Raw genomic sequence first — 25058 nt, 5'->3', positions numbered from 1 at the left:
CTGTTTAAACAAAAACGCGCCGGAGGAGCCCCCGGCGCGCAAAAAGATCAGCTGCAACGCATATCAGCTTGCCTTGTCGAGCTCGAATGCGTCGTGCAGCGCCTGCACCGCGAGCTCCATATATTTGCGATCCACCAGCACCGAGATCTTGATCTCAGAGGTGGTGATGACCTTGATGTTGATGCCCTCATCCGACAGCACCTTGAACATCTTGGCGGCAACGCCGGACTGCGACCGCATGCCGATCCCAACGACGGAAATCTTGGCCACGCCGGTATCCGCCACCAGCTCACCGTAGTTCAGCTCGCCCTTCTCTTTGTAGGCGCTGAGCGCAACCTCGGCGCGCTGCACCTGATCTGTGGGGCAAGAGAAGGTCATATCGGTGCGGCCATCTTCAGAGATGTTCTGCACGATCATATCGACGTTCACGCCCGCATCAGAGAGGCAGCCAAAGATGGTCGCCGCAATGCCGGGACGATCCGCAACCGAAAGACAGGTCAGCTTGGCCTCATCACGAGAGTAGGCAACGCCGTTTACAACATTGGATTCCATGATTTCCTCCTCGTCGCAGACCAGCGTGCCGGCCTCGTCGGATTGTTCTTCAAAGCTGGAGAGCACGCGCAATTTGACCTTGTAGCGCATGGCCAGTTCCACAGAGCGGGTTTGCAGCACTTTTGCACCCAAGGATGCCAGTTCCAGCATTTCCTCAAAGGCGATCTTGTCGAGCTTGCGCGCCTTTTCACAGATGCGCGGATCGGTGGTGTAGACGCCGTCCACGTCGGTATAGATGTCGCAGCGCTCAGCCCCAAAGGCCGCCGCAAAGGCCACCGCCGTGGTATCAGACCCGCCACGCCCCAATGTGGTGATGCGGCCCTCGGGCGAAATCCCCTGAAAACCTGCAACCACGGCCACCTTCATACCCTCGCCGAACTTGGCGTTGATATTGTCGGTGCCGATGTCCTCAATCCGGGCCTGACTATGGGCGGAGTTGGTCTTGAGCGGCACTTGCCAGCCCTGCCAGCTGCGCGCGGGCACGTCCATTTCCTGAAGCGTCAGCGCCATCAGCCCGGCGGTCACGTTCTCACCAGAGGACACGACCGCATCATATTCACGCGCATCATAAAGCGGCGAGGTCTCGCCCACCCAGCCGACCAACTCGTTGGTCTTGCCGGACATGGCGGAGACGATGACGATCACGTCATAGCCCTTGGCAACTTCGACGCCAACACGTTTGGCGGCGCGGCGAATGCGATCCAGATTGGCGACGGATGTGCCGCCGAATTTCATCACAAGTAGGGGCATGAGGTGTGGTTTCCCTCCGCTTGCGGGGTTAAAGGTTCGCGCGTTCTTAGGCGAGCGACCGGCCAAGAGCAAGATGGCCCAGCCCTTTATTTCAAGGCCAAGGGCGTTTTGCGCAACCTTCAGCCCCAGATAGGCTTAGCTGCGCCAGAAACGAACCGTCAGGATGGCATAGACCGCCATCAGTTCCAGCCGCCCGATCAGCATGGCAATCGCCAGAATCCACTTGGCGGTATCATTCAGCGGCGCAAAGTTGCCCGCAGGCCCAATGATATCGCCCAGACCCGGGCCGATATTGGCCACTGCGGTTGCGGCACCCGAAATCGCGGTGATGAAATCCAGCCCCGTCAGCGCCAATGCCCAAGCCACAATGCCCAGCGTGATGACAAAGAACATAAAGAAGGAGATCACCGAGCTCAGCACATCCGGCGTCACAGGACGTCCCTGATAGCGCGGCACAAACACCCCATTGGGCGAGCGGATCCGCTGTACCTGCACCCGAATGGAGGCAAAGAGCAGCTGATAGCGGAAGATCTTCACCGAACAGGCCGTCGAGCCCGCACACCCCCCGATCAGCCCGACAAAGAAGAAGATCATGATCAAAAACGGTCCCCAGCCCATATAGTCGACACTGGCAAAACCGGTGCCCGACATGATGGAGACGATATTGAACAGCGCTTCTCGGATTGCCTGTTCGGGGTGATGCGGAAACACCGTTATCAACACGCCCGCCGTCACCCCGACGAGCACAAAGATGGTCCAGAGAAACGCGCGGATCTGGCTGTCATGCAGCAGCGGTGTCATCTGCCCGTTCACCAATTGCACGTAGCGCACATAGGGCAGCGCCGAAGCAATCATAAAGAGCGACGCCGCATATTCCGCCGGGCCAGAGAAGGTCCCGAAAGAGGCATCATAGTTTGAAAACCCGCCCGTCGACATGGTGGTCATTGCATGCACCAGCGCATCAAAAGGCCCCATGCCCAAGACGGTGTAAACCAGCGCGCACACCATGGTGAGAACCAGATAGATCACCGAGATCTGCTTGGCGATCTCCTGCGCGCGTGGCAGGATTTTCCCCATGGTATCAAAGGCTTCAGATTTAAAGATCTGCATGCCGCCCACCCGCAGTTCGGGCAGGAACACCATGGCCACCACAATAATGCCGATGCCCCCCAACCATTGCAGAATGCCCCGCCACAGCAACAGCCCACGCGGCAGATCATCCAAGCCCGAAATCACGGTTGAGCCCGTCGTGGTCAGCCCAGACATCGCCTCAAAAAACGCATCGGTAAAGCTCAGCTCGGTCGCGCCCAGCATCAGGGGCAACGCCCCGAATAGGGGCAGCACCACCCAAACAGATGTCGTCAGCAAAAAGGTCTGGCGGATCGACAGGCCGCGCCCCACGCCATTGGCGCAGGTCAGGGCCAGAATGCCCCCGACCAGCAGGCAAAACAGGGAGCTTTCCAAAAACACCGGCCACTCCCCCTTGCCATCATAGAGGTCAAGGAGAAGTGGAAAGACCATGGTGCCGCCCAAAATGGCGACAAGCAGGCCGATGACATATCCGACGGGGCGCAGATCCAACATGAGGCGCAGCGTTGGCAACCCCCACTCAGACTGTCAAGCCAAAGCGATCACGACTTGTCTTTTGTGCCCTCTTTGCCGGCTTCCTTGGCGGGCATTGCAGGCGGCGTCGCTGGGGCACGGGCGCGCCTGCGCGGGGCTGGCTGGCTGGCCTTGGACGCTGCGACTGGGCCTGCGGCGCCGGGCGCAGGTGCCGCAGGCTCTGGCTTGGCAATGGGCGCGCGCGCAACAGAATCTGTAGGGCGTGCAGTTTTTTCCGCAGCAGCTTTTGCATCCACAGCCTGCGCGGGTGGTGCCGCTTTGGGTGCCGGGGTCTTCTCAGACGTTGCTTTCTTCACCGGAGTCTTCTTGGCCGCAGCTTTAACCGGGGTCGCTTTTGTCGCCACCTTTCGGGCGGCGGGCTTACGCGCTGCAGGTTTGCGTGGCTGAGCGGGCTTTTTGGCAGGCGCGGCTGCCGCAGGGGTCACCGCCTCAGCAACAACAGAGCCACTGGGCAAACCGCTGATCCACTCCTGCTGTGCTTTCAGCAGCGCTTGCGCCAGATGCAACTGGCGCTGCGGGGCTTCTGCCACCAGCGCCGACACAGCGCGCATCATCTTCATTTGCTGACCCAAGGCATAACCTGCCCAAGCCTGCGGGGTTGTGGGGATGTCTTTGAAACCTTCAAACCGGATCATGTGATCTCCTCGGCGTCGATGATTGTCGCACATAAACGGGCAAGGCGCCCTGTCGACTGACGCAAGCGCCCCCTCACGACTCAGGCTAACATGAATTTCCTTCGCAACAGCAGAAAAATGCCGCGATGCGGCAAAAACCAGCACCCGACCTCCGATGAAGGGGCCTTGTCTTCATCTTCTTATAAATATCTCGGGGAGCGCGAGGGGCAGCGCCCCTCGCATCGATCGCCTCAACCGCGATGGATCAGAGTTGAGAACAGCTGCGGATCAAGGCTCGGGGCGGCGAACATCACCCCTTGTGTCAGCACCGAGACCGCATCATGGCTGTGCAGGCTTTCCTGATGGCTCGCCACAACCCGGAAATCGCCGACGCGCGCGTCGCTTTGCAGCGCCTCGCAGAACAGCCGCGCCGCATCCTCCACAAAGATCGGATTGGCCGCATTCAACTCCGCAAAGGCCTGCTCGTCCTCGCGTTTGACCATCACCTGCGTCTCGGTCGGCACTGCGCGGCGACAATGGTCGATCAGGTCCTCAAACCAGAGACAGCCGCTATCCTGCTCCATTTGCACGGAAATCCGCGCAACGGAGCGCTGCGAATGTGGCGTCGCCAACTGCCCGCGTGCCTGACGCGCATGCTCTGAGAGTTCGAGCGAACAGGGACAAGTGGAGGAGTAAACGTAATCCAGATGCACGATGCGATGACGTTGCCCGCCCATCTGCACCAGTTCCAGCGCTACGTCGTAATACTGATAGCCCGACAGGCCCGAACGCAGGCTCTCCACCTTCACCGGAAAGGAAAACCGCATCTGAAGCCGCGCATCGCCGCTCTCAAGATCACTGAGGTAGTCCTCAAGTGCCGCTTCCATCACATCAAAGGAGAACACTTTTTCCGCATGTTTGTAGAAGCTGCGCATGATGCGGGACATGTTGATGCCCTTTTTCTCGGCATCAAGGCTCACGGTGCCAGTCACGCTGGTTTCCAGCGTCAGATCGCCGTTGTCGCGGGTATGAAAGCGGATCGGCAGGCGGAAATTGGAAATACCGACATGCTGGATCTGCTCTTTTGCGCCCCGGATCAGGCTGGACGGGCCGTTTTGCAGATCCGGCAGCGTGGCGCGGTAGGTCTCGGATGCGTCAAATTCTTCCGGGTACTGGCGCTTCAGATCCGGATAGTTTTGCACTTCCCGGCCCGGCAACAGCCGCGCGATGGCAGGGTCCAGCTGCGCCACTTCCGTCTCGCTCGCCTCATCCGCCCAACGGCGCAACACAGCCAGCGCCTCTTCGGCGTCTGAGCGATCTGGCGTATCGTTCACATCACGAGAATGGATATTCATGAACCCGTACTCCTGTCCCAGCAGCAAAGCGTCTGCTCGCAATTATCTAGGGTAGTACGGCAGGAAACACAAAACAGATCACCTAAAAACGCCACTAAAGGTCTCTGATCTGACCTTTTGAACCACCTCACCTGACCCATGGGTGAGGCCGCAGCAGAGCCAATGGCCCCTGCTGCGGCAGCTTTTTGCTGCTTTAACGCACTGCCTGAAGGGCTTGTTTCACATCCGCAATCAGATCGTCGGTATCTTCAAGCCCGACGGAGAACCGCACCAGCCCGTCGGTGATCCCAAGTTCCGTGCGCTGTTCTTCGGACAGGCGCTGGTGGGTGGTGGTCGCCGGATGAGTGGCGATGGATTTCGCATCGCCCAGATTGTTGGAAATCACCGGGATCGTCAGCGCATTGAGGAAGGCAAAGGCCGCTTCCTTGCCGCCCTTGATATCCAGTGACAGCACCGTGCCGCCCTTGCCGCCCAATTGCCGCTGCACCAGATCATTCTGCGCATGGGTCTTCAGACCCGGATAGATGGTGCGCGCCAAGGCCGGATGACCGTCCAGCGCCTCTGCGATCTGCAGCGCGCTTGCGGCCTGTGCGTTGACGCGCAGATCAATGGTTTCCAGTCCTTTGACGAACATCCACGCATGAAACGGGCTGAGCGAGCCGCCAGTGTGTTTCATGTAAGGCTCCAGCGTGCCACGGATGTAATCCTTGCTGCCCAGCACAACGCCCCCCAGCGCACGCCCCTGCCCGTCGATATGTTTGGTGGCCGAATAAACCACCACATCCGCGCCCTGTTCGATGGCGTTGGAAAACACTGGCGTAGAGAACACATTGTCCACCACGACAGTTGCGCCGACCGCATGGGCGATCTCGGCGACGCCTTTGATGTCGATCACCTCAAGCGTCGGGTTCGACATGCTCTCAAAGAACACCGCCTTGGTATCCGCACGCACGGCCGCACGCCATGCGTCCAGATCAGTGCCATCAACAAAGGTCACCTCAACCCCATAGCGGGTCAGGATGCTCTCGAGAATATAAAGACAGGACCCAAAGAGCGCCTTGGCTGACACCACATGATCGCCGGCCTTCAGGATCGAGGTCAGCGCGCCATTGACCGCGGCCATGCCGGATGCGGTGGCAAAAGCGTCCTCCGCTCCTTCGAGCAGCGCGATACGTTCTTCAAACATCGCGACGGTGGGGTTGCCATAGCGGGCATAGATAAATTCATCCGGGCCGGTTTCGATAAACCGCGCCTCTGCCTGCTCTGCACTGTCGTAGACAAACCCCTGGGTCAGGAAAATCGCCTCGCTGACCTCGTTATACTGGCTGCGCCGGGTGCCGCCGTGAACCAGTTTGGTGCGTTTGTTCCAGGTCTCAGTCATCGTATCGCCTCCGCCGGTCACCGCCACTCTCTTGCGGGCCGCGCATAAAAAAACTCCCGTTCGGCCAAGCGAAAGGGAGTCCCGTCGTCCTGACCTCTTTAGCGGTTTTTTAACGTGGCCCGCAATCCGGTAAACAAATCGCCACGATGCAACATTACGCAGATCCAGCGCAGTGTTGCGGCATGTCGTACTCTCGCGCGTTCTTTGCGTCAAGAGGGGACGCAGCCGACTGCGCCCCGTCACGCCCTCTGGTGTCAATCCACAAACGGCGTGGAGCCATCCCAGGTGCCTGCTGTCTTTGCCGGGCGTGGCGTCGGACCTGGCGTTGCTGGCACAATAGTCGGAGTCACAACCTGTCCCTGCCCTGCGACAGGTGCCTGCCCGCTTGCACAGCGCCCGGAAAAGGTCAGATGGCCCGGCCCGGACGGCAGCACGCTGGTGCGGAAATCAACAATGGGACCGTCGCCGCAAATCATCGCGGAGGCGTTGTCTCTGATTTCCTGCTCGGTGAATGCAACACCGGCGATGCCGCTGAATCGGCCATCGCCATCACTGTCGATGTTCATCTGATTGCTTGCAGGCACGCCACCACCACATGCAGCCACAATGGCGCAAACCGAAATTGCGGCGAGAGGTTTGAAAATGGTTTTGAACATGGGAAGGGTCCTTTCCGATTGGGTCTTGGCAAACAGTCCCGGCAAAAAATCGCGGGGATGTCATCTCGTTACATCATGTAGGTAAAGACAAAATTTGCGAACATCGCCCGATCGCGTGCCAAAGCGGGGCACCCCATGCGCAACAAAGGCCGCGCGTGCGGCCCGCCTTTGATGTGACATCCCTGCCGCACACCGGGTCGCGTCACCTCTCCGTTACCCAGTCGTCACCTTCCCGTCACTGTAGGCCGCTACCGGATAGGAAAAATCATGGCTTTGGGGGCCTGTGATGGCAGTTATTCGTATCAATGCAGTGGGTGAGACGCCGGTGCTTCATGCGCGGCTCAGGTCGTTTGACGATGGTATCGCGCGACTGGCGCATGTGCCGGGGCCGGTGGTGATTATGGTGCATGGCTATAAATACCAGCCCGGCAATCCAAACCACTGCCCGCACCGCCACATCCTGTCGCTTGATCCACAGCATATGCCGTGGCGTGCGCCATCATGGCCGCGCCAACTCGGCTTTGGCCTTGGACGGAGGGACGAAGGGCTCGCAGTGGCATTTGGCTGGGACGCCCGAGGCACGCTGGCCTCGGCGCAGGCACGCGCCTTGGCGGCAGGACGGGCCTTGGCACAAGTGGTACGCAGCCTGCACGCACAGGCCCCCGCCCGCGACATCCATATCATCGGGCATTCTCTGGGGTCCGAGGTGGCACTTGAGGCCCTTCATTGGCTGCCTGCCGGTGCCGTGGGACGGGTGATCTCTTTGACCGGCGCCAGCTATCAGAGCCGAGCGGCAGCCGCGCTGGCGACACCCGCCGGACGCCGGGCAGAGTTTTTCAACGTCACCAGCCGTGAAAACGATGCGTTTGATTTTATGTTCGAGACCCTGACCCGGTCACCCGAACGTGGCGATCGCGCCATTGGTCAGGGGTTTGAGGCGACAAATGCGGTAACCCTGCAGCTTGATTGCCTCGATACGCTGGAGCATTTGGCGCAGATGGGCCATTCCATCGGCCTGCCCGAGCGGCGGGTGTGTCACTGGTCGTCCTACATGCGCCCGGGCGCGCTGCGTCTGTACAAGCGCCTCTTGCGTCAGCCGGAGCGCACCCCCCTGCCCTTGATGCAGAAACTCCTGCCAGAGGTGCCCGCGCGGCGCTGGTCACGTCTGCTGAGCCTGCGCCCGCAACCAAGCCCTATGCCGATCTGGCAGCGGATCTGACCCTCCCCGAGATGGCTCCTGTTCCTTCAAAGACGGGGGTCCTCCCGCCCCTTTCCGCGACAGCCAAAGGCTGCACCAAAAGCGTTGGGCCGGGCGTGAGCCGCGCCTGAAAGGCGCGGCTCACGCCCCCCCGGCGATGCGCGAAGCGCAGCGCAAACCCTCAAACCGGGTCGCTTTTCAGCTGAAACGAGGCCCGGTGTCCGCGCTCACTCAGCCTCACCCTCTTCTTCGATACCGTAGGTCTGAAACAGCTTCGCCTGCGTCATGAAGAACAGGAACATCGCAGCCGTGAGGCCAAAGGTCTTGAAATAAACCCAGGTTTCGGTGCTCATCATCCGCCAGATGACCTCATTGGCCACGGCCAGCCCAAAGAAGAACGCACAGAGGCGACGTGTGAGGATCATCCACCCCTCGTCCTGAAGCGGCATCATTTCTTCCATCACCACCCGAAGGTAGCTTTGCCCCCGCAATAGCCCGATGCCCAAGATGCCACCAAACAGCAGGTAGATCATCGTCGGCTTCATCTTGAAGAACCGCTCGTCGTTGAACCAGACCGACAGTCCCCCGAAGACCACAATCACCACCAGCGTCATCACCTGCATCTTCGACAGCTTGCCGGTCAGCTTCCACAGGATCAGCGTCGACAGCACCATCAGCGGCACAAAGCCAGCGGTGACGATGATGAACCCCTCATAAGAGGTGCCGCCGATCTCAAACATCTGATCCTTGAGCTTGAGATAGGCGATGAAGAACAACACAACCGGGCCGAACTCCAGCAGGTTCTTTACCAAGGGGCTGATCTTGCGCGCCTCACCAGTGGATGCATCGCTTGTCTGTTCGCTCATAGGTGACCTCTCATGTCCCAAATCGTCTCTCTCAGATGGCACCCTTAGCCCCCCATTTCAACAATGACTGCCCCAACGGCGATCAGCGCCATCAGGGCGATGCGGCGTGGGCCGACGGTTTCTTTCAGCACCAGCCAGCCGATGAGTGCTGCAAATACTGTTGATGTTTCGCGCAAGACTGCGGCCTCACCGACCTTATCGAGACGGGTGGCCAGCATGATCGACCCGAAAGAGGCAAAGGCCACCAGCCCGCCGAAAAATCCGCGCAGCATCAAAGGCCCCACTGTCGGCTGATCGGCCCCCATCCGCCGCCAACGCCAATAGGCATAAATCGGCATGGTGATCCCATCGATCATAAAGAACCACGCCAGAAAGGTGAAAGGATCGGCGGTGGCCCGAATACCATAGGCGTCATAGGTCGTATAAAGCGCCACAAACGACCCCGTCGCCACCGCAAGCAGCAGCGCAATCCCAAGGGTTTCGCGCGCGGTGACAAGGAAGATAAAGTTATAAACCGCAAGACCAAAGATCCCCGCCAGCAGCACGCCAACCCCCAGCCATTGCACCAGCGTGAAGGTCTCACCAAAGAGCCAGTAGGCCCCGATGACCGCAAACAATGGCCCCGTACCTCGCACAACCGGGTAGACGACGGTGTAGGCGCCCTTGGTATAGGCCATCGCCTGCAGCAGTTTATAGATCACATGGATCACCCAAACGCCGAGGAAAATCAGCCACATATGCGGCTCTGGCCATGGCACCACAAACAGTGCAAACGGCGCTGCCATCAAGGCATATGAGGCATCAATCGCACCGCGCGAGAGCCATGGATCATGCCGCCCTTTTTGCAGCGCGCCAAAGACCGCGTGCAAGAACGCGGCGGAAACTGCCAAGGTCAACGCCAGTTGGCGTCCTGCCTCGGTGCCCTCTAGGGAAATCAGCCAGTCGCTCAGCATGTGCTGTCCTCTTCAATGCGAAATCTCAAACGATGAAAACCAAAAACTCGGGAACCATGTCCCGTTGCGCAGGTTGAATACGCGACACGATACCTTGGGGCAGCATGTTCGACACCGCCATCCAGCAGATCACCAGTGAATTCACCAGCACCTTTTCCGTGGTGCCCGCGCCGGTTGCGCTGGCCCGGCTGCTCGCGGCCAGTGCATTGGCGGCGCTGGTGGGGTTGGAGCGGGAGATGCTCGACAAACCCGCAGGGCTCAGAACCCATATTCTGGTCGCCGTCGCGGCCTGCCTCTTTGTGGTGCTCGGGCGCGAGATTGCCGCGCTTGATTTTGGCGCGGAGGCCCAGCGCAACGACCCTCTGCGCATGATCGAGGCGGTCACGGCCGGTGTGGCTTTTCTTGCAGCGGGTCTGATCTTCACTGCCGGGGACCGGGTGCGCAATGTCACCACCGGGGCCTCGCTCTGGCTTGCAGGCGCGATCGGTTTGGGCTGCGGCGCGGGTCAGATGCCGCTGGCGGCGATGGCCACGGCCATTGTCCTCACGGTGCTGTTTGCGCTGCGCCATGTGGAGAGATGGATGACCCGGCATTGAGCTCCGATCCTCAGGTCCCGTTTTCAAGCCCCGTCTTCAAACCCCGTCTTCGAGCCCGGTGAGCGCGGCGGCGAACTCCTCGGGGTCAAAGGGCGCAAGGTCGTCAATTTGCTCGCCCACGCCAATGGCATGGATCGGCAGGCCGAATTTGTCCGCAAGCGCCACCAGAACGCCGCCCTTGGCGGTGCCGTCTAGCTTGGTCATCACCAGCCCCGAAACATCCGCAAGCTGGCGGAAGGTTTCCACCTGCGAGAGCGCGTTTTGCCCGGTGGTGGCATCCAGCACCAAAAGCGTGTTGTGCGGGGCTTCGGGATCTTTTTTGCGAATGACACGCACGATCTTTGCCAGCTCTTCCATCAGGTCGGCGCGGTTTTGCAGACGTCCGGCGGTGTCGATCATCAAGAGATCCGCACCATCGGCCTCAGCCTTGGTCATCGCATCAAAAGCAAGACTCGCGGGATCTGATCCTTCGGGCGCGGTCAGCACTGGCACACCGGCGCGGTCTCCCCAGACTTGCAGTTGCTCGACTGCGGCGGCGCGGAATGTATCGCCTGCGGCAATCACCACGGATTTCCCTGCCGCGCGGAACTGGCTGGCGAGCTTGCCGATGGTGGTGGTCTTGCCAGAACCATTGACGCCAACCACCAGCACCACCTGCGGTTTGGACGGATAAAGCGGCATCGGGCGTGCCACAGGCTCCATCACGCGGGCGATTTCCTGCGCCAGAAGCTCTCGGATCTCGCGACCCGACACCCGGCGCCCCATGCGACCTTCGGCAATATTGGCGGTCACCCGTAGCGCTGTATCGACCCCCATATCGGAGGCAATCAGCATCTCCTCAAGGCTTTCCAGCATATCGTCATCCAGCACCCGACGCGGCTCGGACGCTTTTCCGCGCCCCATGAGCCGACCCAATAGGCCCGGTCTGGATGCCTCCGCCTGCGGTGCAGGGGCGGGCGGAACAATGGGGTCAGGTGCAACGGTAGACGCCCCTGCCGCCGGTGTGTCGGCGGGGGCTGCATCGGCCGGAGCTGGTGTGGTCTCTGCCGGAGGCTGCGTCTCTTGAACAGGCGCGGGGTCCGGGGTGGTCTCCGGCACGGGGTCCGGGGTCACGGCCCCCTCTTCCACAATCGCATCCACCTCCTTGCCGAGGCGGGATGAGGATTTCAGCAACCGTTCCTTGAGCTTTGAAAAAAGCGCCATCTGGGTCTCCGCAGGGTCGTTTGGCCTTCACCTAATGCGCTTTGACGCGGGATGCAAAGCGCAATGAGATGTTTCACAAGAGAAGCACCGCGAAAAACAGCGCCTGCGCCCCCCAGTAGAGCACCCAGACCGTTGGTGCGGTCAGGCGGCGTGCGCGGTGCGCAGATGGCAGCACAAAGGTCTCCACCGCCAGAACCATATCAGACAGCATGAACATCACTGCCGCGCCCCAAATCAGCGGCTGGGGCAAGGTGAACCCCGCCAGCGCCATCGCGACAATCACCGGCACATACAAAAGCACCGCCACCCGCATCTCGCCCGCATGACGCGCCAGCATCCGCGCCATCCCGATGGCGATCAGAAACAGCAACAATACGGCCCAGAGCATAGGCGCAGTTGCCAGCTGCTCAGGGTCCGACCCCGGCAGCGACAAAAACAGCCAGACATAGGCCAGATGCCCAGCGGCGAAACTGGCAACACCTGCCAGAAACGCACGCTCTCCCGGGCGCGACAAGGCCAGATCGCCCAAGGCACAGAGCCCCAGCGCCACGGCGAGGGGCGGCATCTTGAGGGCAGCCATCAGCGCCAAAATCAAAACCGCACCGGTTTTTAATGCAGATCGCCCCCAGCTTTCTCGGGCATGTACCAGGCAGAGATACCCCAGTGCCAAGACCCCTGCCCCCCAAAGCCCAATCATGTCTGCCGTCATATACTGCCTCCCCTGCAACCTGACGGCAGGTTGCGCCGGGCGTTGTAGAAGGTCAAAACTGACCTTGCGCCACCTTGCCGCGCAGTGCCCTCTTGGCGCAGCCGCCAACATACGCCATGGTGCGTTTATGTTTGCATCACCTTCACAAATTGTACCGGCCTTGGCGCTGGGATTATCCCTTGGGTTTTCCGGAGCTGTAAAAGCCGCTGATACCGAGCGTTTTGACAGCTACACACAAGGCCGCACCATTCATTTTGACTGGGAAGGTCAACCCTATGGGGCGGAACGCTACCTGCCGGGGCAGCGCGTGATCTGGTCCTTTCTCGATGGGCGCTGCATCGAGGGCGAATGGTATATGCAGGCGGGCGATATCTGCTTTATCTATGAGGATCGCCCCGATGCGCAGTGCTGGAGCTATCAGATCGACGACACCGGCCTGAGCGTCACCATTGAACGCGACGCTGGTCCGGCGCTGACGCTGACCGAACAAAAACGCCCCCGTGACGAGATGGTCTGCCTCGGCCCGGAGGTCGGTGTCTGAGGCCCTGAGGGATGCGAGGCTCTGCCTCGCGCTCCGGGATATTTTGAGTTAGAAGAGATGGGGCGTCAGAAGAGCGAGCCTTGCTCTCCCGGTGTTTTGGGCGGCTTGGGCGCGGCTGGCTTGGACGCGGTTTTCTTTGGTGCAGCTGCGCTGGCGCCGATCTCCACCGTGCCATCCGCAAATTCGATCGAGAGCGCAGCAGCCGTGCGCGCGTCGGCCGTATTGGTGACCAGCGTATCCCCATCGCGCACCACCGCATAGCCACGGCTGAGGGTTGCCTTGTAGCTGAGGATTTCAAGCTGGCGCGCAGTTGCCGACAGGCGATCCGCGTGGCGCTCAATCCGGCTGGTTTGCGCGGCATTGAGGCGCTTGCTGATCCGGTCGAGCGCGTCGCGTTTGCGCGCCGTGTCCTGCTGGATCGGGCGAAGCGTGAGGCGTGACGACAGGTTCTTCAGACGGTCCTTGCGTGCCTCAACAAGGCTGCGCAGGGTGGCGGGCCGCAGAGAGGCTGCGCGCTCGCTAAGCGTAAGTTTGCGCCGCTGCACGCCCGAAATCAGCGCATTGGGCAGACGGTCGGACACCCGGTCCAGCCGCTGGCGCGGGGTTTCCAGCAGCGTATCCGGGCGCGGCAATGCGCGAGCCACATCGCCCAGCCGCTGGCGGCGCAGCTGCACCGCACGGCTGGTGGCATTGGCCATACGCGCGCCCTGGTTTTCGACCCATCCCAAGAGCTCAAGCCGCACCGGAACCGCATGTTCCGCCGCCGCCGTTGGCGTCGGCGCACGCAGGTCGGAGACATAGTCAATCAGCGTCGTGTCCGTCTCGTGCCCGACGGCAGAGATCAGCGCGATCTGACTGGCGGCAACCGCACGGGCGACGATTTCCTCGTTAAAGCCCCACAAATCCTCGATCGAGCCGCCCCCACGGGCCACGATAATCAAGTCAGGCCGGGGCAAGGCACCGCCGGGGCTGAGGCTGTTGAATCCTTCGATGGCGCGGGCCACCTCGGGCGCGCAATTGCTGCCCTGCACCGCCACGGGCCAAACCAGAACCTTGCGCGGAAACCGATCCCGCAGCCGATGCAGAATATCGCGGATCACCGCCCCCGAAGGCGAGGTCACCACCCCGATGATCTGCGGCAGATACGGCAGCGGTTTTTTGCGCTCCGGTGCAAACAGCCCCTCGGAGGCCAGCTGCGCCTTGCGTTTTTCCAAGAGCGCCATCAGCGCGCCCTGCCCCGCAACCGCGACCTCGTCGACGTTCATATTGTATTTGGATTGCCCGCCAAAGGCCGTCAGGCGCCCGGTGACAACCACCTCCAGCCCCTCTTCTGGCACCACGGAAAGGCCCGAAATCTGACCTTTCCACGTGGTGCAGGCCAGCACCGAGCGGTCGTCCTTGATGTCGTAATAAAGATGCCCGGAGCGTGCCTTGAACACCCGCCCGACCTCGCCGCGCACCCGGACGCGGCCAAAGCTGCCTTCGAGTGTTTTCTTAATCTCGCCGGAGATCTCGGAGACAGAAAACTCTGGCGCGTTCTGGCCCGGAGAGGGATCATCAAGGAGGTCGGACATGGGAATTTCAGGCTCCGGTTTGATCTGCGATTGGATCTGGCTGCTCTGACACCTGCCACCGGAGGGAAACCCCGGCAAGGGCGTTCTTGTTTATACGTCGCACACAGCATAGAACGCGCATCAACCAAGGCCAAGCAGATCGGAGAATGGCTCATGAATATCCTCATCCTCGGCAGCGGCGGGCGGGAACATGCACTTGCCTGGGCGGTGATGCAGAACCCGAAATGCGACCGGCTTATCGTGGCGCCGGGCAATGCGGGCATCGCCAAGATCGCGGAGTGTGCCAGCCTCAATGCCGAGGACGGCGGCGCGGTTGTGACCTTTGCCGAGGAAAACGCCATTGATTTTGTGATCGTCGGCCCTGAGGCCCCGCTGGCCGCTGGTGTGGCGGACCGCCTGCGCGATGCGGGTATTCTGGTCTTTGGCCCCTCTGAGGCCGCCGCCCGGCTGGAGGCTTCCAAGAGCTTTACCAAAGAGATTTGCGACGCAGCGAATGCTCCTACGGCGGGGTATGGCCATTTCACCGATGCCGAGGCCGCCAAGGCGCATGTCCGCGCAAATGGCGCGCCGATTGTGGTCAAGGCCGATGGTCTGGCCGCAGGCAAGGGCGTGATCGTGGCGATGGACGAGCAGACCGCGCTGGATGCCATCGACGATATGTTCGGCGGTGCCTTTGGCGGGGCGGGCGCAGAGGTCGTCATCGAGGAATTCATGGAAGGCGAAGAGGCGTCGCTCTTTGTGCTCTGTGATGGCGAGGAGATCCTATCCATCGGCACCGCACAGGACCACAAGCGCGTCGGCGAAGGCGACACCGGCCTCAATACCGGCGGCATGGGGGCCTATTCACCCGCCCCAATCCTGAGCGCCGAGGTTGAGGCCAAAGCCATGGACGAGATCGTCAAACCCACCATGCGGGTGATGGCCGAGCGCGGCATGCCCTACCAGGGCGTGCTGTATGCCGGTCTGATGATCAAGGACGGCCAGCCGCGTCTGGTGGAATATAACGTCCGCTTTGGTGATCCCGAATGTCAGGTGCTGATGATGCGCCTTGGCGCGCAGGCGCTGGACCTGATGCAGGCCGCCGCCGAGGGCCGCCTTGCGGACGCTCGCGTCAACTGGGCGGAGGACCACGCGATTACCGTGGTGATGGCCGCCAATGGCTATCCCGGCGACTACCAAAAGGGCAGCGAGATCAAAGGCCTCGCCGCTCTGCCCGAGGACAGCACGAACATGGTGTTTCACGCAGGCACCAAGGCCGAGGGCGACAAGATCCTCGCCAATGGTGGTCGGGTGCTCAATGTGACGGCACGCGGCGACAGCCTCACGGAGGCCCGCGACCGCGCCTATGCGATGGTGGACCAGATCGACTGGCCCGAAGGCTTTGTGCGGCGCGACATCGGCTGGCGCGCACTCTGATCCGGCATGACTGTCACGCCGGTTCAGATCCCGCCGGACAGCCCGCACTTGCAGGAGGTTCTGGACCTGATCCGGCGCAGCTTTGCCTATATGGACGGGCGGATTGATCCGCCCTCCTCCATGCATCACCTCACGTTGGACGCACTTGCCGCTCAAGCCGAGGCAGGCGAGGTCTGGGCAATGGGCGCGCCTGTGGTTGCCTCAGTGGTGCTGACACCGCACGCCGACGTGCTTTATCTGGGCAAGCTCGCCGTTTCCGAGGACCAGCGCGGAAAGGGGCTGGCACGCCATCTCATTGAGCATGCGGTCAGGCGCGCGCGGTCCTTGGGCCTCAATGCCGTGGAATTGCAGACGCGGGTCGAACTGGTGGAAAACCACGCTACATTCGCTCGGCTGGGATTCACCTGCAGTGGCACCACCGCCCATGCGGGGTATGAGCGACCCACCTCCGTGACCATGCGCCGGGAGGTCTGCTAATCCGCCTTGCAGGCCAGCGCAGAGGTCAGACCGGCGTTTTTGTCAAAGCGAGCAATGTCGCGGCGCGTCACAGTGCCATCTTTCAGACGCGAGGCGACAATACGTGACCAGTCGGCATCGACGGTAATGATTTCGGGCCCTTCACCGCAATCGCGAATTCCAGAGGTGATGAAATCCTGCCCGACCCAGTGATTGGTCAGCCCTTTGAGGGATGCGACCTCTACCAGTTTGCGCCCCTCATAGCGCCAGATCCGCAGGGTCTTGGCCAGATGTGGGCGGTCGACATAGGCAATCTCGATATTGCCGTCCCCATCCAGATCCGCCGCCCCAATAGGGGCAAGCCAGCGATTGCGCTGACCAATATGAGGGGTCTGAGCAAGTTTTTGACCCGCAGCATCGCAAATCGCCAGCTGCGCGCCTTTTTCCACATCGGTTTCAATGACCACCACCTCGGGCAAACCGTCACCCGTCACATCCCACAGGCGCGGCTCCAGATCCTCGAACACACGGGTCAGCGGCAGGCGCACTTCAAAACGGGCCTTCTGCTGGACAGCAGTAAAGAGCGACGCCCCAGACCCGCCATTATCTACGTGGATCAACAGGCTGCCGTATTCCACGTCATCGCCTAAGACTGCGTGGCTATATCGGGTGGTCGGCTCGGAAAATTCGGCGCTCAGAATGCGCCAGTTTTCGCGCGCGGAGCCGGCGGCCGCATTCGCCAGCACCGCCAGCGACACACACAACGTTTGCGCCGCGCGGCGTATGGATGGGGGCTGCGCACGTGCCAGAGGACGCCGCGCCTTGCCCCCACCAGTCATCAGATCTGCTTTTCGGGCATGTGAACCACCAGACCATCCAGCGCATCGGTGACCTTGATCTGGCAGGTCAGGCGCGAACGTGCGGCATCCGGCTCAAAAGCGAAATCCAGCATATCCTCTTCCATGTCGTCCTTTGCGGGCAGTTTTTCCACCCAGTCCGGCGCAATATAAACATGACAGGTGGAACAGGCACAGGCGCCGCCGCAATCGGCCTCAATCCCCGGAATATTGTTGTCACGTGCACCTTCCATCACGGTCAGCCCGTTGGCGACGTCGACCACATGTTCGGTCCCGTTGTGCTCGATGTAGGTGATTTTTGCCATGATCCGTCTTCCCTTTTTCGGTACTCGATAACGTGTGTAGCGATCAGGCTCGCACCGTTCCAGCCCCATCTGACACATCCCTCGCGTCGCATGTCATTTCCAACGGCCTGTTCTACATTTGCCCCGCGCGTGCAGCACCTGATACAACCTTTGCCTGCGTGTAAAATTCGTCTAGCATCGCCGCGAACCGGGACGCCGCCGAAGTGCCACCAGATTCCGGGCCCCAAGACCAAGGACCTGTCAGAGCAAATGCCCGCCCCGCAGCCTCAGCTTCCTGCCGCGTTATGGCGGCGGTCTGCCTTTCGCCTGATCCTCAACGTGTCCGTGGCAGGCCCATCCGTGCGGCGACTCACGCCCATCGCCATCAGTGTCGGCCTGCTTGCGGGGTGCATGGCGCCTGCCCCCTTTGAACGGGTCGGACGTTCCGCGCCCCCCGGCGCGCCGCCCGGCACATGCTGGGAGTCGGTGATCATCCCCGCCCGTATCGAAACCATCACGGAACAGGTCATGATCTCCGAGGCTGAGACCTCTGCAGATGGCAAGATCACCAAGCCTGCGGTTTTTGCCACAGAAACCCGGCAGGAAATCACCCGTCCGCGCGAGGAGTCCTATTTCCAGACCCTCTGCCCCGATGAGTTGACACCAGACTATATCTCATCGTTGCAGCGTGCCTTGGCGGCCCGAGGTCTTTATGATGGGCTGATCACGGCCACGCTGAATACCCAGACCCGCGCCGCCATTCGCCGCTATCAACAAGAGCTGGGGATCGACAGTCAAACGCTGTCGCTGCGCGCCGCCCGCAGTCTGGGCCTCAGCGCGGTGGAACTCGGTGACTGACACCGCAAACATTCGACAATCCATGTGCAAGCTTGCGTGAACGCCTATTGCCGCTTAAAACCCGCAAAGCCGACACCCAACATATACCCCTCGGAGATCCATTATGGCCGCCGCTCCCCTCCCTGCCTCCAGCTTCCTGTTCGGAGCCTCGGAGCGTCTCAGGGCCATGCTGGACAGTCAGGCCACTGATGTGCACCTCGATACAGGGGATGTTCTGTTTGAACGTGGTGATGAGGGCGACGCCCTTTATGCGATCATCTCGGGCGCACTGGAGATTTCCACGCTCTCGGCGGCGGGACGCAAACTCTCGCTGGATATGATGCGCCCCGGCGCGATCTTTGGCGAGATTGCGATGTTTGATCCCGGCGAGCGCACGGCCACAGCCACCGCCGCCGAACCCAGCCACCTGCGCCGCCTGCGGCACCGCGATGTGCTGGCGCAACTGACCAAGCACCCCGAGCTTGCGGGCGATATGCTGAAACTCGCCGGGCAACGGATGCGCTGGATGAACACCCAGCTCAATGAGCAGGTGTTTCTGCCGATGCCGGTGCGGCTCGCGCGCAAACTTCTTTATCTCACGCCCGCAGATGGCAATGGCCAGTTGAGCCTGTCGCAGTCGGAACTGGCGGAATTTGTCGGCGCCACCCGTGAAGCCGTCTCAAAAACCCTGTCGAACTGGCGCAAGGCCGGTCTGATCGACATCAGCCGTGGTGGTTTACAACTAAAAGACCGCGGCGGCCTCGCGGTTCTTGCCGATCCCGAAGGCATCTGAACCTCCCCTCACCCGCCATCTGTCGCAGACGTCTGTGTTTGTCTTCCATCGGCGAAACCTCACGTTCAGATGGAATCGAGCGGACAGGAATTACGGGGATGCAGGACGAAGCGCCGCCCTTGCGGTGCCTCAATACTCTGTAGGCTTGTTCTCAAAGTCTATTCCAGCACGGCGGGCCATCCCGGCCAGCATTTCACAAACATCAGAGCTCAGACAATCAACGTTTTCAAACGAAATGCCAAACGGGTTCAGATCGTCGGTTAGCTCTAACTGGTGAGGTGAGAAATGAACGATCACAGCGTTGAGAAAAAGGTCAATTCGATGGACAACCTTGTAAGCGCCATGTGCTTGATCATTGATTTCTAGATATATCCCATCCATGCCAGCCACGCGATCTTGATCGTCAAATTCGTATGCCAACTGCAAGAGCAAATAGTCTGTTGAACCGTCACTCGCCTCGCCGAAGGCTACCATTTCATAGTCGGCTTCTTTACAAGCGGACGCATGCTTGAACTTTTTCGGGTGCATGGCGTCTTCCCTGCATGATCTAAATTGGCACTAGGCTACATGATCGCGGCCAATAGGAGAACTCGTTGAGGTCGGTTGATTTTGCCCTCAAGTCACATCTATCTGCAGACCACGCAAACACCTCCCACCGACATCAAAAAAATCCCGCGAATGTGACCTGTTTCACAGTCCGCCTTCACAGCCTCTGCCATAAGGGCTTCAAGGCGGTCATTCTCCTATCCATCCCAATGATCGTCCGTCCCATCGTGAGCCATGTGTCCGCCCGACACATGGCTCTTTTGGTTTCAAAGACGCCCCCCTGAAAAACAAAACGGCCGACCCGATGGGGCCGGCCGCTGAGGTTGTGCTGACATGCCCCAGGCCGGGGCACGCCGTCTTATTCTTCGAGGTTCAGCGCGACAAAGCGCGGCTCGCCACCCCGGCGCACCATCAGGAAGATCGACTTGCGTCCCCCTTCTTCGGCAGCCGCGATCTGTGCTTCCAGATCCGCAATAGAGGACAGTTTGTTCTGACCGGCTTCGGTGATCACGTCACCGGCGCGCAGACCTTTTTCCCATGCGCCAGAGGTTTCATCCACCGACAGGATCACCAGTCCGGTGGTGCCCGCATCAAGGTTCAGATCCTCGCGCATGTCGTCGCGCACAACACCAACCGTCAGGCCAAGCAGTTCTTTTTCGCCCTCATCCGGGATCGCCTCGCCAGACTCAGCGCCTGCGTTGTTGCCAACCGCATCTTCGCGGCGGCCAAGCGTCACGCGCAGGGTCTCGGTCTTGCCGTCACGGAACACCACCACACGCACGGTCTTGCCGACCTCGGTGTCGCCCACACGGCGCACCAGATCACGGGTGTCCTTGACCTCAAAACCGTCAAAGCTGGTGATCACGTCACGCGCCAAAAGACCTGCTTCTTTGGCGGGGCCTTCGGGGACATCGGTGATCAGCACGCCTTCGTCATTGGCCAAGCCAATGGCCTCGGCCAGATCGTCGGTCACATCCTGAATGCGCACCCCGAGCCAGCCGCGACGGGTCTCGCCGAATTCCTTCAACTGGCCGACCACTTTGGTGACCACATTGGACGCCATGGAGAACCCGATCCCGATGGAGCCACCGTTCGGGGACAGGATCGCGGTGTTCACGCCGACCACTTCGCCATCCATGTTGAACAGCGGTCCCCCGGAGTTGCCCCGGTTGATCGCCGCATCGGTCTGGATGTAGTCGTCATAAGACCCCGACAGCGCCCGGTTGCGCGCCGAGACAATGCCAGCCGAGAGCGAGAAGCCCTGCCCCAGCGGGTTGCCCATCGCAACCACCCAGTCGCCGACGCGCGCAGTGTCGCTGTCGCCGAATTTGACAAACTTCAGCGGCATCGGTGCATCCACTTTCAACAGCGCGATGTCGGTGTTGGGGTCAGTGCCAACAACGGTCGCGGGCAGCAGATCTGCGGGCTGACCATCACCGGGGAAGAACTCGATCTCGATCTCGTCTGCGCCATCAATCACGTGGTTGTTGGTGACGATATAGCCATCCTCAGAGATCACAAAACCGGACCCCAGCGCAGAGGAGCGGCGCGGACGGTCGCCGCCGCCATTGCGATCTTGGAATTCGCGGAAGAAATCCTCAAACGGAGATCCTTCGGGCACGATACCTTGCGGTCCGGTGCGGCCCTCAACCACGGTCGAGGTGGTGATATTCACGACAGCCGGGCTGACTTTCTCTGCCAGCGGTGCGAGACTTTCGGGGCGGGCGGCCGCCGAGAGCGACTGCATGACCAGAAGCGCGGTCCCGAGGACCGCGATCCAGAACAGACGCCAGCCGCTCTGCGCGCCATTATGGGCGTGCTCACGGCTCAATGCCTTAGGTGATGTGATTGGATGCACGGACATACTCCTTGAATTGGCCTGTCAACTCTGTCTCCGCCCGCCCCCGCATATAAGGGGAAAGGGCGAACCCGTGCCTCAGGCGCGGCACCTGACATATAGCCAAGCGCGACGCGTTGGGGAGGGAAAACTATGCCCTTAATGTAGCCACTCCGCGCGCAGCCGCAATGGGGCTCGCGGTCACCTCAATTCGACGTGAAGGCCAGTGAAGGTTTCGCGACCGCGTCCAGAGCGCAACAGGTGGGCGATGAGTGATCTGTCATTACAGCATAGCACTGATTTTGCCGGAGTGTATGACGCCCAGAAAATCATCTGCCTCAGCACGGTGAAGTACGTCAGCCCCCTTTCGCCACACGCATGTTGGGTGTCGGGGGTGCGGACGAAGCGGACCTGCGAAACCAAATCATCCCGCAGCAGTATAAAAGTCCCGTCGCAGGATTGGAGCGCAAGTCGAAACGTTGTAAGCTGCAGCAATTTCAACGTCCTATGGAAAGCCGCGTTCGCACAGCTCGGTGCCGGATGTTGAGCGCATCAAACGGTCAACCAAGTCCACCTGCGAGGCATGAAAAACATCCCGCGCAAACATCGCTTCTGGAGAGAGCGATCCTGTTAGCGCAGATATGACGGCACCCGCGCCAATCAGATCTTCTACAGCCGGTCTCAATTTGCCGTCCTGCCAGCGCTCGCCAGCCGGAATAACTGCAAGCGTGCCCGCGCCAACTATGTTCATGACCTCTATCGCAACAGCAGCTGCGTTGCGCAGACATCCGGCGAGAACAGGTTTTCCCTTCGCCGCGAATGAGATGTGTGATCCGTTTGGGGACGGAAGCACGAGTCGGGTTCCCTCCTGGATGCTCTGCAGGGTTGGAGCAGACAGGCTGAAGCGCGCGGTCATGTCCGACCGGCTCCCCGCCAGTACCGCATTTCGATGGAGCGCTTCTTGTTGCGCCGCTTCGCGATCATGTATCGGGAACGGAAAAACCTGCGCCCCATTTGAACAGGCTACGTCCACGCATGTCGAAAATGAAAGAACGTCCACAACCACAAAAGCATCCGCGCTGTCGATCAGTGCTTTAACGCCTGACAGACCCCATTCAGAAATCACCTGCACTTGTACTACTCCCGTCGCATTTCGATTTCCGGGCCGAGAACTAGTGCGCTGTCAAACAAATGTCACTAATGGACTGAACCCCGCCTCTGAACACTGAACACAGGTTCTATGATCTTGTTCACATGAGAAAATGCCTCACGATCCTGATCCCAACCATAATGCCATGCACGAATACACGCCGTCACAATGAAAAAAGGCCACCCTCTCGGGTGGCCTTTTCGTTGTTATCCGTTGCCGGAGTTACTGCGTCGCGCGCCCGGCACCCTCAGAGGACTTCAGGTAGTTGAAGAACTCATTGTCCGGCGACAGCACCAGAGAGGAATTCCCGCCCTGCAGCGAACGCGCATAAGCGGTCAGGCTGCGGTAGAATTCAAAGAATTCCGGGTCCGCACCATAAGCCTCGGCAAAGATATTGTTGCGCTCCGCATCCGCTTCACCGCGGATGACCTCGGCTTCGCGCTCGGCTTCGGAGACCAGCTCCACCTCGGTACGATCCGCCTGCGCGCGGACACGCTGCGCGGCTTCTTCACCACGGGCGATCTCGTCTGCGGCTTCGCGTTCCCGCTCTGCCCGCATACGCGCAAAGGTCGCCTCAAGGTTGGCTTGCGGCAGGTCGGTGCGTTTCAGGCGCACGTCGATCACCTCAAGACCCAGAGCCTGCGCCTGAGCGATGGCCCCGTTGCGGATACGCAGCATCAGTGCGGCCCGGTCAGACGACAGAATGTCGTTGGAGCTCACAGTACCCAGAACCTCGCGGGTCTGGTCGCGCATAATGTTGTCGAGACGGCTTTCGGCCGCGCCGACATTGCCAACGCCCACCGCTTCGCGGAAGCGACGCACATCGGTGATGCGGTAGCGTGCGAAGGCGTCAACCACCAGACGGCGGTCATCCAGCGGGGTGACTTCGAGCGGACCCACCTCAAGGCTGAGGATACGGTCATCGTATTTCACGACCTCATCCACGAAGGGCAGTTTGAACGCCAGACCGGGCTCTTCCTGCACGTTGACGACACGACCAAAGCGCATCACCAGCGCCTTTTCACGCTCGTCCACGATAAAGATCGACGACAGCGCGCCCACGACAATAGCGCCCAGAAGGACGAGAAGAATAACAGAACGGTTCATCAGTTGCTTCCTCCCGAACGACGGATTTCATTGAGCGGCAGATAAGGCACAATGCCTTGTCCATTTTCGCCACCGGCATTGTCGTCAAGGATGATCTTATCCACGCGGCTCAGCACGTCTTCCATCGTCTCCAGATAGAGGCGCTTGCGCGTCACTTCCGGTGCTTTTTCATATTCCGACAAAACGGCCGTGAAGCGCGAGGCCTCACCCTGTGCTTGGTTCACAACCTGCGCGCGGTAAGCTTCTGCTTCTTCGAGCGTCTGTGCGGCCTGACCACGGGCAGAGGCCAGTTTGCGGTTGGCATAGGCGTCAGCCTGCTTTTCCAGACGGTCCCGTTCCTGACCAGCGGATTGCACATCGCGGAAGGCGTCTTTTACCGGTTCTGGCGGATCCGCCCCGTCAAAGTTGACCCGGACGATATTCACACCCGCATCATAGCTGTCCAGCGTCGACTGGATCAGCTCTTCGAGGCGCTGCGAAATGATACCACGGTCGCGGTTCAAGATCGGCGCAAGCTGTGACTGTGCAATAATCTCGCGCATCGCCGATTCAGAAACCGCCTGAATCGTCGCTTTCGGGTCGCGCAGATTGAACAAAAACTTATCTGGTTCGTTGATATTCCAGACCACTTGGAAATCGACGTCGATAATGTTCTCATCACCTGTCAGCATCAGCCCCGCATCGGAACCGCGCGCACCTGCACCAATGCTCTCGGTTTGTTCGACGCTGACCGGAACCACCTCATAGGTGACCACAGGCCATGGCGCAAAGTTCAGGCCCGGATTGCCCACGGAAGAAAACTCGCCGAGGAACAGCTCCACGGATTTCTCTTCTGTCTTCACGGTGTAAAAGCTGTTGTAGCCCCACAGGAAGACGGCCGCCGCAGCGCCCAACACCAAGCCGCCCTTGGTAAACAAGGGGTTACCGCCAGTGCCACCGCCCTGTGGTCCCTGGCCGTTGCCACCGCTGCCGCCACGTCCGCCCATCAGGACGCGCAGCTGCTCTTGGCCCTTTTTCACCAGCTCGTCGATCTCGGGGATCTGGCCATCATCGGGGCGACGGCCACCGCCGCCTCCGTTGCCACCGCCATTATTTCCCCGGTTGCCTCCGCCGCCGGAGGAACCGCCGCCCCCCCAGGGGCCACCACTGTTCCCAGCCATAAGTCTCCTATCCATCTCTCCCCGCCGCATCGGCGGATATTGCC

Annotated in this window: 25 protein-coding genes and 1 riboswitch; of the genes, 7 read left to right on the top strand and 18 right to left on the bottom strand. The window is 60.5% G+C overall.

Going from position 1 to position 25058, the window contains the following annotated elements; all coding sequences use genetic code 11:
- Positions 1 to 63 precede the first annotated feature (63 nt).
- The 6 genes from QNI81_RS04185 to QNI81_RS04160 all read right to left on the bottom strand — a co-directional run bounded on the left by QNI81_RS04185 (position 64) and on the right by QNI81_RS04160 (position 6931).
- Entirely contained in the window at positions 64 to 1302 is a 1239-nt protein-coding gene (locus tag QNI81_RS04185; RefSeq protein WP_046002465.1) for an aspartate kinase, read from the bottom strand.
- A gap of 135 nt (positions 1303 to 1437) precedes the next feature.
- Positions 1438 to 2886 carry a TrkH family potassium uptake protein gene (locus tag QNI81_RS04180; protein ID WP_283967462.1) on the bottom strand — a complete coding sequence of 483 codons (1449 nt, stop codon included), beginning with the start codon at positions 2884 to 2886 and terminating at the stop codon, positions 1438 to 1440.
- A 47-nt stretch (positions 2887 to 2933) separates the two neighbouring features.
- Positions 2934 to 3560 carry a hypothetical protein gene (locus tag QNI81_RS04175; RefSeq protein ID WP_283967461.1) on the bottom strand — a complete coding sequence of 209 codons (627 nt, stop codon included), beginning with the start codon at positions 3558 to 3560 and terminating at the stop codon, positions 2934 to 2936.
- Positions 3561 to 3790: 230 nt separating this feature from the next.
- A complete protein-coding gene (gene folE2, locus QNI81_RS04170) occupies positions 3791 to 4894 on the bottom strand; it encodes a GTP cyclohydrolase FolE2 (protein ID WP_009177222.1) in 1104 nt (367 codons plus the stop codon).
- A gap of 193 nt (positions 4895 to 5087) precedes the next feature.
- Positions 5088 to 6275, bottom strand: a complete 1188-nt coding sequence (gene metZ, locus QNI81_RS04165; protein ID WP_283967460.1) for an O-succinylhomoserine sulfhydrylase — start codon at positions 6273 to 6275, stop codon at positions 5088 to 5090.
- A gap of 77 nt (positions 6276 to 6352) precedes the next feature.
- Positions 6353 to 6430, bottom strand: a riboswitch (SAM riboswitch).
- A 99-nt stretch (positions 6431 to 6529) separates the two neighbouring features.
- Positions 6530 to 6931: a hypothetical protein gene (locus QNI81_RS04160; RefSeq protein WP_283967459.1), complete on the bottom strand. Its 402-nt coding sequence runs from the start codon at positions 6929 to 6931 to the stop codon at positions 6530 to 6532.
- Between the two features lie 286 nt (positions 6932 to 7217).
- On the opposite strand from QNI81_RS04160, the gene QNI81_RS04155 reads away from it, so the two are divergent.
- The gene (locus tag QNI81_RS04155; RefSeq protein WP_283967458.1) at positions 7218 to 8150 is read left to right on the top strand and encodes an alpha/beta hydrolase; all 933 of its coding nucleotides are present in this window, start codon (positions 7218 to 7220) and stop codon (positions 8148 to 8150) included.
- A 206-nt stretch (positions 8151 to 8356) separates the two neighbouring features.
- On the opposite strand, the gene QNI81_RS04150 is transcribed toward QNI81_RS04155, so the two are convergent.
- Positions 8357 to 8995, bottom strand: coding sequence for an inner membrane-spanning protein YciB (locus QNI81_RS04150; protein WP_283967457.1), 639 nt, complete (start codon positions 8993 to 8995; stop codon positions 8357 to 8359).
- Positions 8996 to 9039: 44 nt separating this feature from the next.
- Complete coding sequence (locus QNI81_RS04145) at positions 9040 to 9945, bottom strand: EamA family transporter (protein ID WP_283967859.1); 906 nt, start codon at positions 9943 to 9945, stop codon at positions 9040 to 9042.
- A 107-nt stretch (positions 9946 to 10052) separates the two neighbouring features.
- On the opposite strand from QNI81_RS04145, the gene QNI81_RS04140 reads away from it, so the two are divergent.
- On the top strand, positions 10053 to 10544 hold the full coding sequence (locus QNI81_RS04140; RefSeq protein ID WP_239361638.1) for an MgtC/SapB family protein: 492 nt from the start codon (positions 10053 to 10055) through the stop codon (positions 10542 to 10544).
- 36 nt (positions 10545 to 10580) lie between these two features.
- Here QNI81_RS04140 and ftsY read toward each other — a convergent pair whose 3' ends face one another.
- Both ftsY and QNI81_RS04130 read right to left on the bottom strand, forming a co-directional pair.
- Positions 10581 to 11747 (bottom strand): signal recognition particle-docking protein FtsY, encoded by a 1167-nt coding sequence (gene ftsY / locus QNI81_RS04135; protein ID WP_283967456.1) that lies wholly within the window; start codon positions 11745 to 11747, stop codon positions 10581 to 10583.
- Positions 11748 to 11820: 73 nt separating this feature from the next.
- Positions 11821 to 12456: a lysoplasmalogenase family protein gene (locus QNI81_RS04130; protein ID WP_283967455.1), complete on the bottom strand. Its 636-nt coding sequence runs from the start codon at positions 12454 to 12456 to the stop codon at positions 11821 to 11823.
- 127 nt (positions 12457 to 12583) lie between these two features.
- On the opposite strand from QNI81_RS04130, the gene QNI81_RS04125 reads away from it, so the two are divergent.
- Entirely contained in the window at positions 12584 to 12997 is a 414-nt protein-coding gene (locus QNI81_RS04125; protein ID WP_065322809.1) for a hypothetical protein, read from the top strand.
- Positions 12998 to 13062: 65 nt separating this feature from the next.
- Here QNI81_RS04125 and xseA read toward each other — a convergent pair whose 3' ends face one another.
- Positions 13063 to 14571, bottom strand: a complete 1509-nt coding sequence (gene xseA / locus QNI81_RS04120) for an exodeoxyribonuclease VII large subunit (RefSeq protein WP_283967454.1) — start codon at positions 14569 to 14571, stop codon at positions 13063 to 13065.
- Positions 14572 to 14724: 153 nt separating this feature from the next.
- On the opposite strand from xseA, the gene purD reads away from it, so the two are divergent.
- Both purD and QNI81_RS04110 read left to right on the top strand, forming a co-directional pair.
- On the top strand, positions 14725 to 15987 hold the full coding sequence (purD, locus tag QNI81_RS04115) for a phosphoribosylamine--glycine ligase (RefSeq protein ID WP_283967453.1): 1263 nt from the start codon (positions 14725 to 14727) through the stop codon (positions 15985 to 15987).
- A gap of 6 nt (positions 15988 to 15993) precedes the next feature.
- Positions 15994 to 16464, top strand: coding sequence for a GNAT family N-acetyltransferase (locus tag QNI81_RS04110; protein ID WP_283967452.1), 471 nt, complete (start codon positions 15994 to 15996; stop codon positions 16462 to 16464).
- Here the strand turns inward: QNI81_RS04110 and QNI81_RS04105 are convergent.
- A complete protein-coding gene (locus QNI81_RS04105; protein ID WP_283967451.1) occupies positions 16461 to 17282 on the bottom strand; it encodes an FG-GAP repeat domain-containing protein in 822 nt (273 codons plus the stop codon). The genes QNI81_RS04110 and QNI81_RS04105 overlap by 4 nt on opposite strands.
- Positions 17282 to 17605, bottom strand: coding sequence for a 2Fe-2S iron-sulfur cluster-binding protein (locus QNI81_RS04100; protein ID WP_005680878.1), 324 nt, complete (start codon positions 17603 to 17605; stop codon positions 17282 to 17284). The genes QNI81_RS04105 and QNI81_RS04100 overlap by 1 nt, the downstream gene beginning before the upstream one ends.
- Positions 17606 to 17995: 390 nt before the next feature.
- On the opposite strand from QNI81_RS04100, the gene QNI81_RS04095 reads away from it, so the two are divergent.
- Both QNI81_RS04095 and QNI81_RS04090 read left to right on the top strand, forming a co-directional pair.
- Complete coding sequence (locus tag QNI81_RS04095) at positions 17996 to 18442, top strand: peptidoglycan-binding domain-containing protein (protein ID WP_065329926.1); 447 nt, start codon at positions 17996 to 17998, stop codon at positions 18440 to 18442.
- A 103-nt stretch (positions 18443 to 18545) separates the two neighbouring features.
- Positions 18546 to 19214 carry a Crp/Fnr family transcriptional regulator gene (locus tag QNI81_RS04090; protein WP_009176175.1) on the top strand — a complete coding sequence of 223 codons (669 nt, stop codon included), beginning with the start codon at positions 18546 to 18548 and terminating at the stop codon, positions 19212 to 19214.
- A 129-nt stretch (positions 19215 to 19343) separates the two neighbouring features.
- Here QNI81_RS04090 and QNI81_RS04085 read toward each other — a convergent pair whose 3' ends face one another.
- From QNI81_RS04085 to hflK, 5 genes are all read right to left on the bottom strand, one after another.
- Complete coding sequence (locus QNI81_RS04085; protein WP_283967449.1) at positions 19344 to 19742, bottom strand: Imm10 family immunity protein; 399 nt, start codon at positions 19740 to 19742, stop codon at positions 19344 to 19346.
- Positions 19743 to 20118: 376 nt separating this feature from the next.
- Complete coding sequence (locus tag QNI81_RS04080; protein ID WP_005619967.1) at positions 20119 to 21624, bottom strand: Do family serine endopeptidase; 1506 nt, start codon at positions 21622 to 21624, stop codon at positions 20119 to 20121.
- A gap of 478 nt (positions 21625 to 22102) precedes the next feature.
- A complete protein-coding gene (locus QNI81_RS04075; RefSeq protein WP_283967448.1) occupies positions 22103 to 22729 on the bottom strand; it encodes a 2-phosphosulfolactate phosphatase in 627 nt (208 codons plus the stop codon).
- Positions 22730 to 22969: 240 nt separating this feature from the next.
- Positions 22970 to 23854 (bottom strand): protease modulator HflC, encoded by an 885-nt coding sequence (gene hflC / locus QNI81_RS04070; RefSeq protein WP_065325717.1) that lies wholly within the window; start codon positions 23852 to 23854, stop codon positions 22970 to 22972.
- Positions 23854 to 25014 carry an FtsH protease activity modulator HflK gene (hflK, locus tag QNI81_RS04065; RefSeq protein WP_283967447.1) on the bottom strand — a complete coding sequence of 387 codons (1161 nt, stop codon included), beginning with the start codon at positions 25012 to 25014 and terminating at the stop codon, positions 23854 to 23856. Before hflK ends, hflC begins: the two co-directional genes overlap by 1 nt.
- Positions 25015 to 25058 lie beyond the last annotated feature (44 nt).

Source organism: Tritonibacter sp. AK171, assembly GCF_030127025.1.
GTDB classification, from domain to species: Bacteria; Pseudomonadota; Alphaproteobacteria; order Rhodobacterales; family Rhodobacteraceae; genus Epibacterium; species Epibacterium mobile.
The sequence above is the reverse complement of the archived record's forward strand: the minus strand, read 5'-3'. Positions and strand labels throughout refer to the sequence as shown.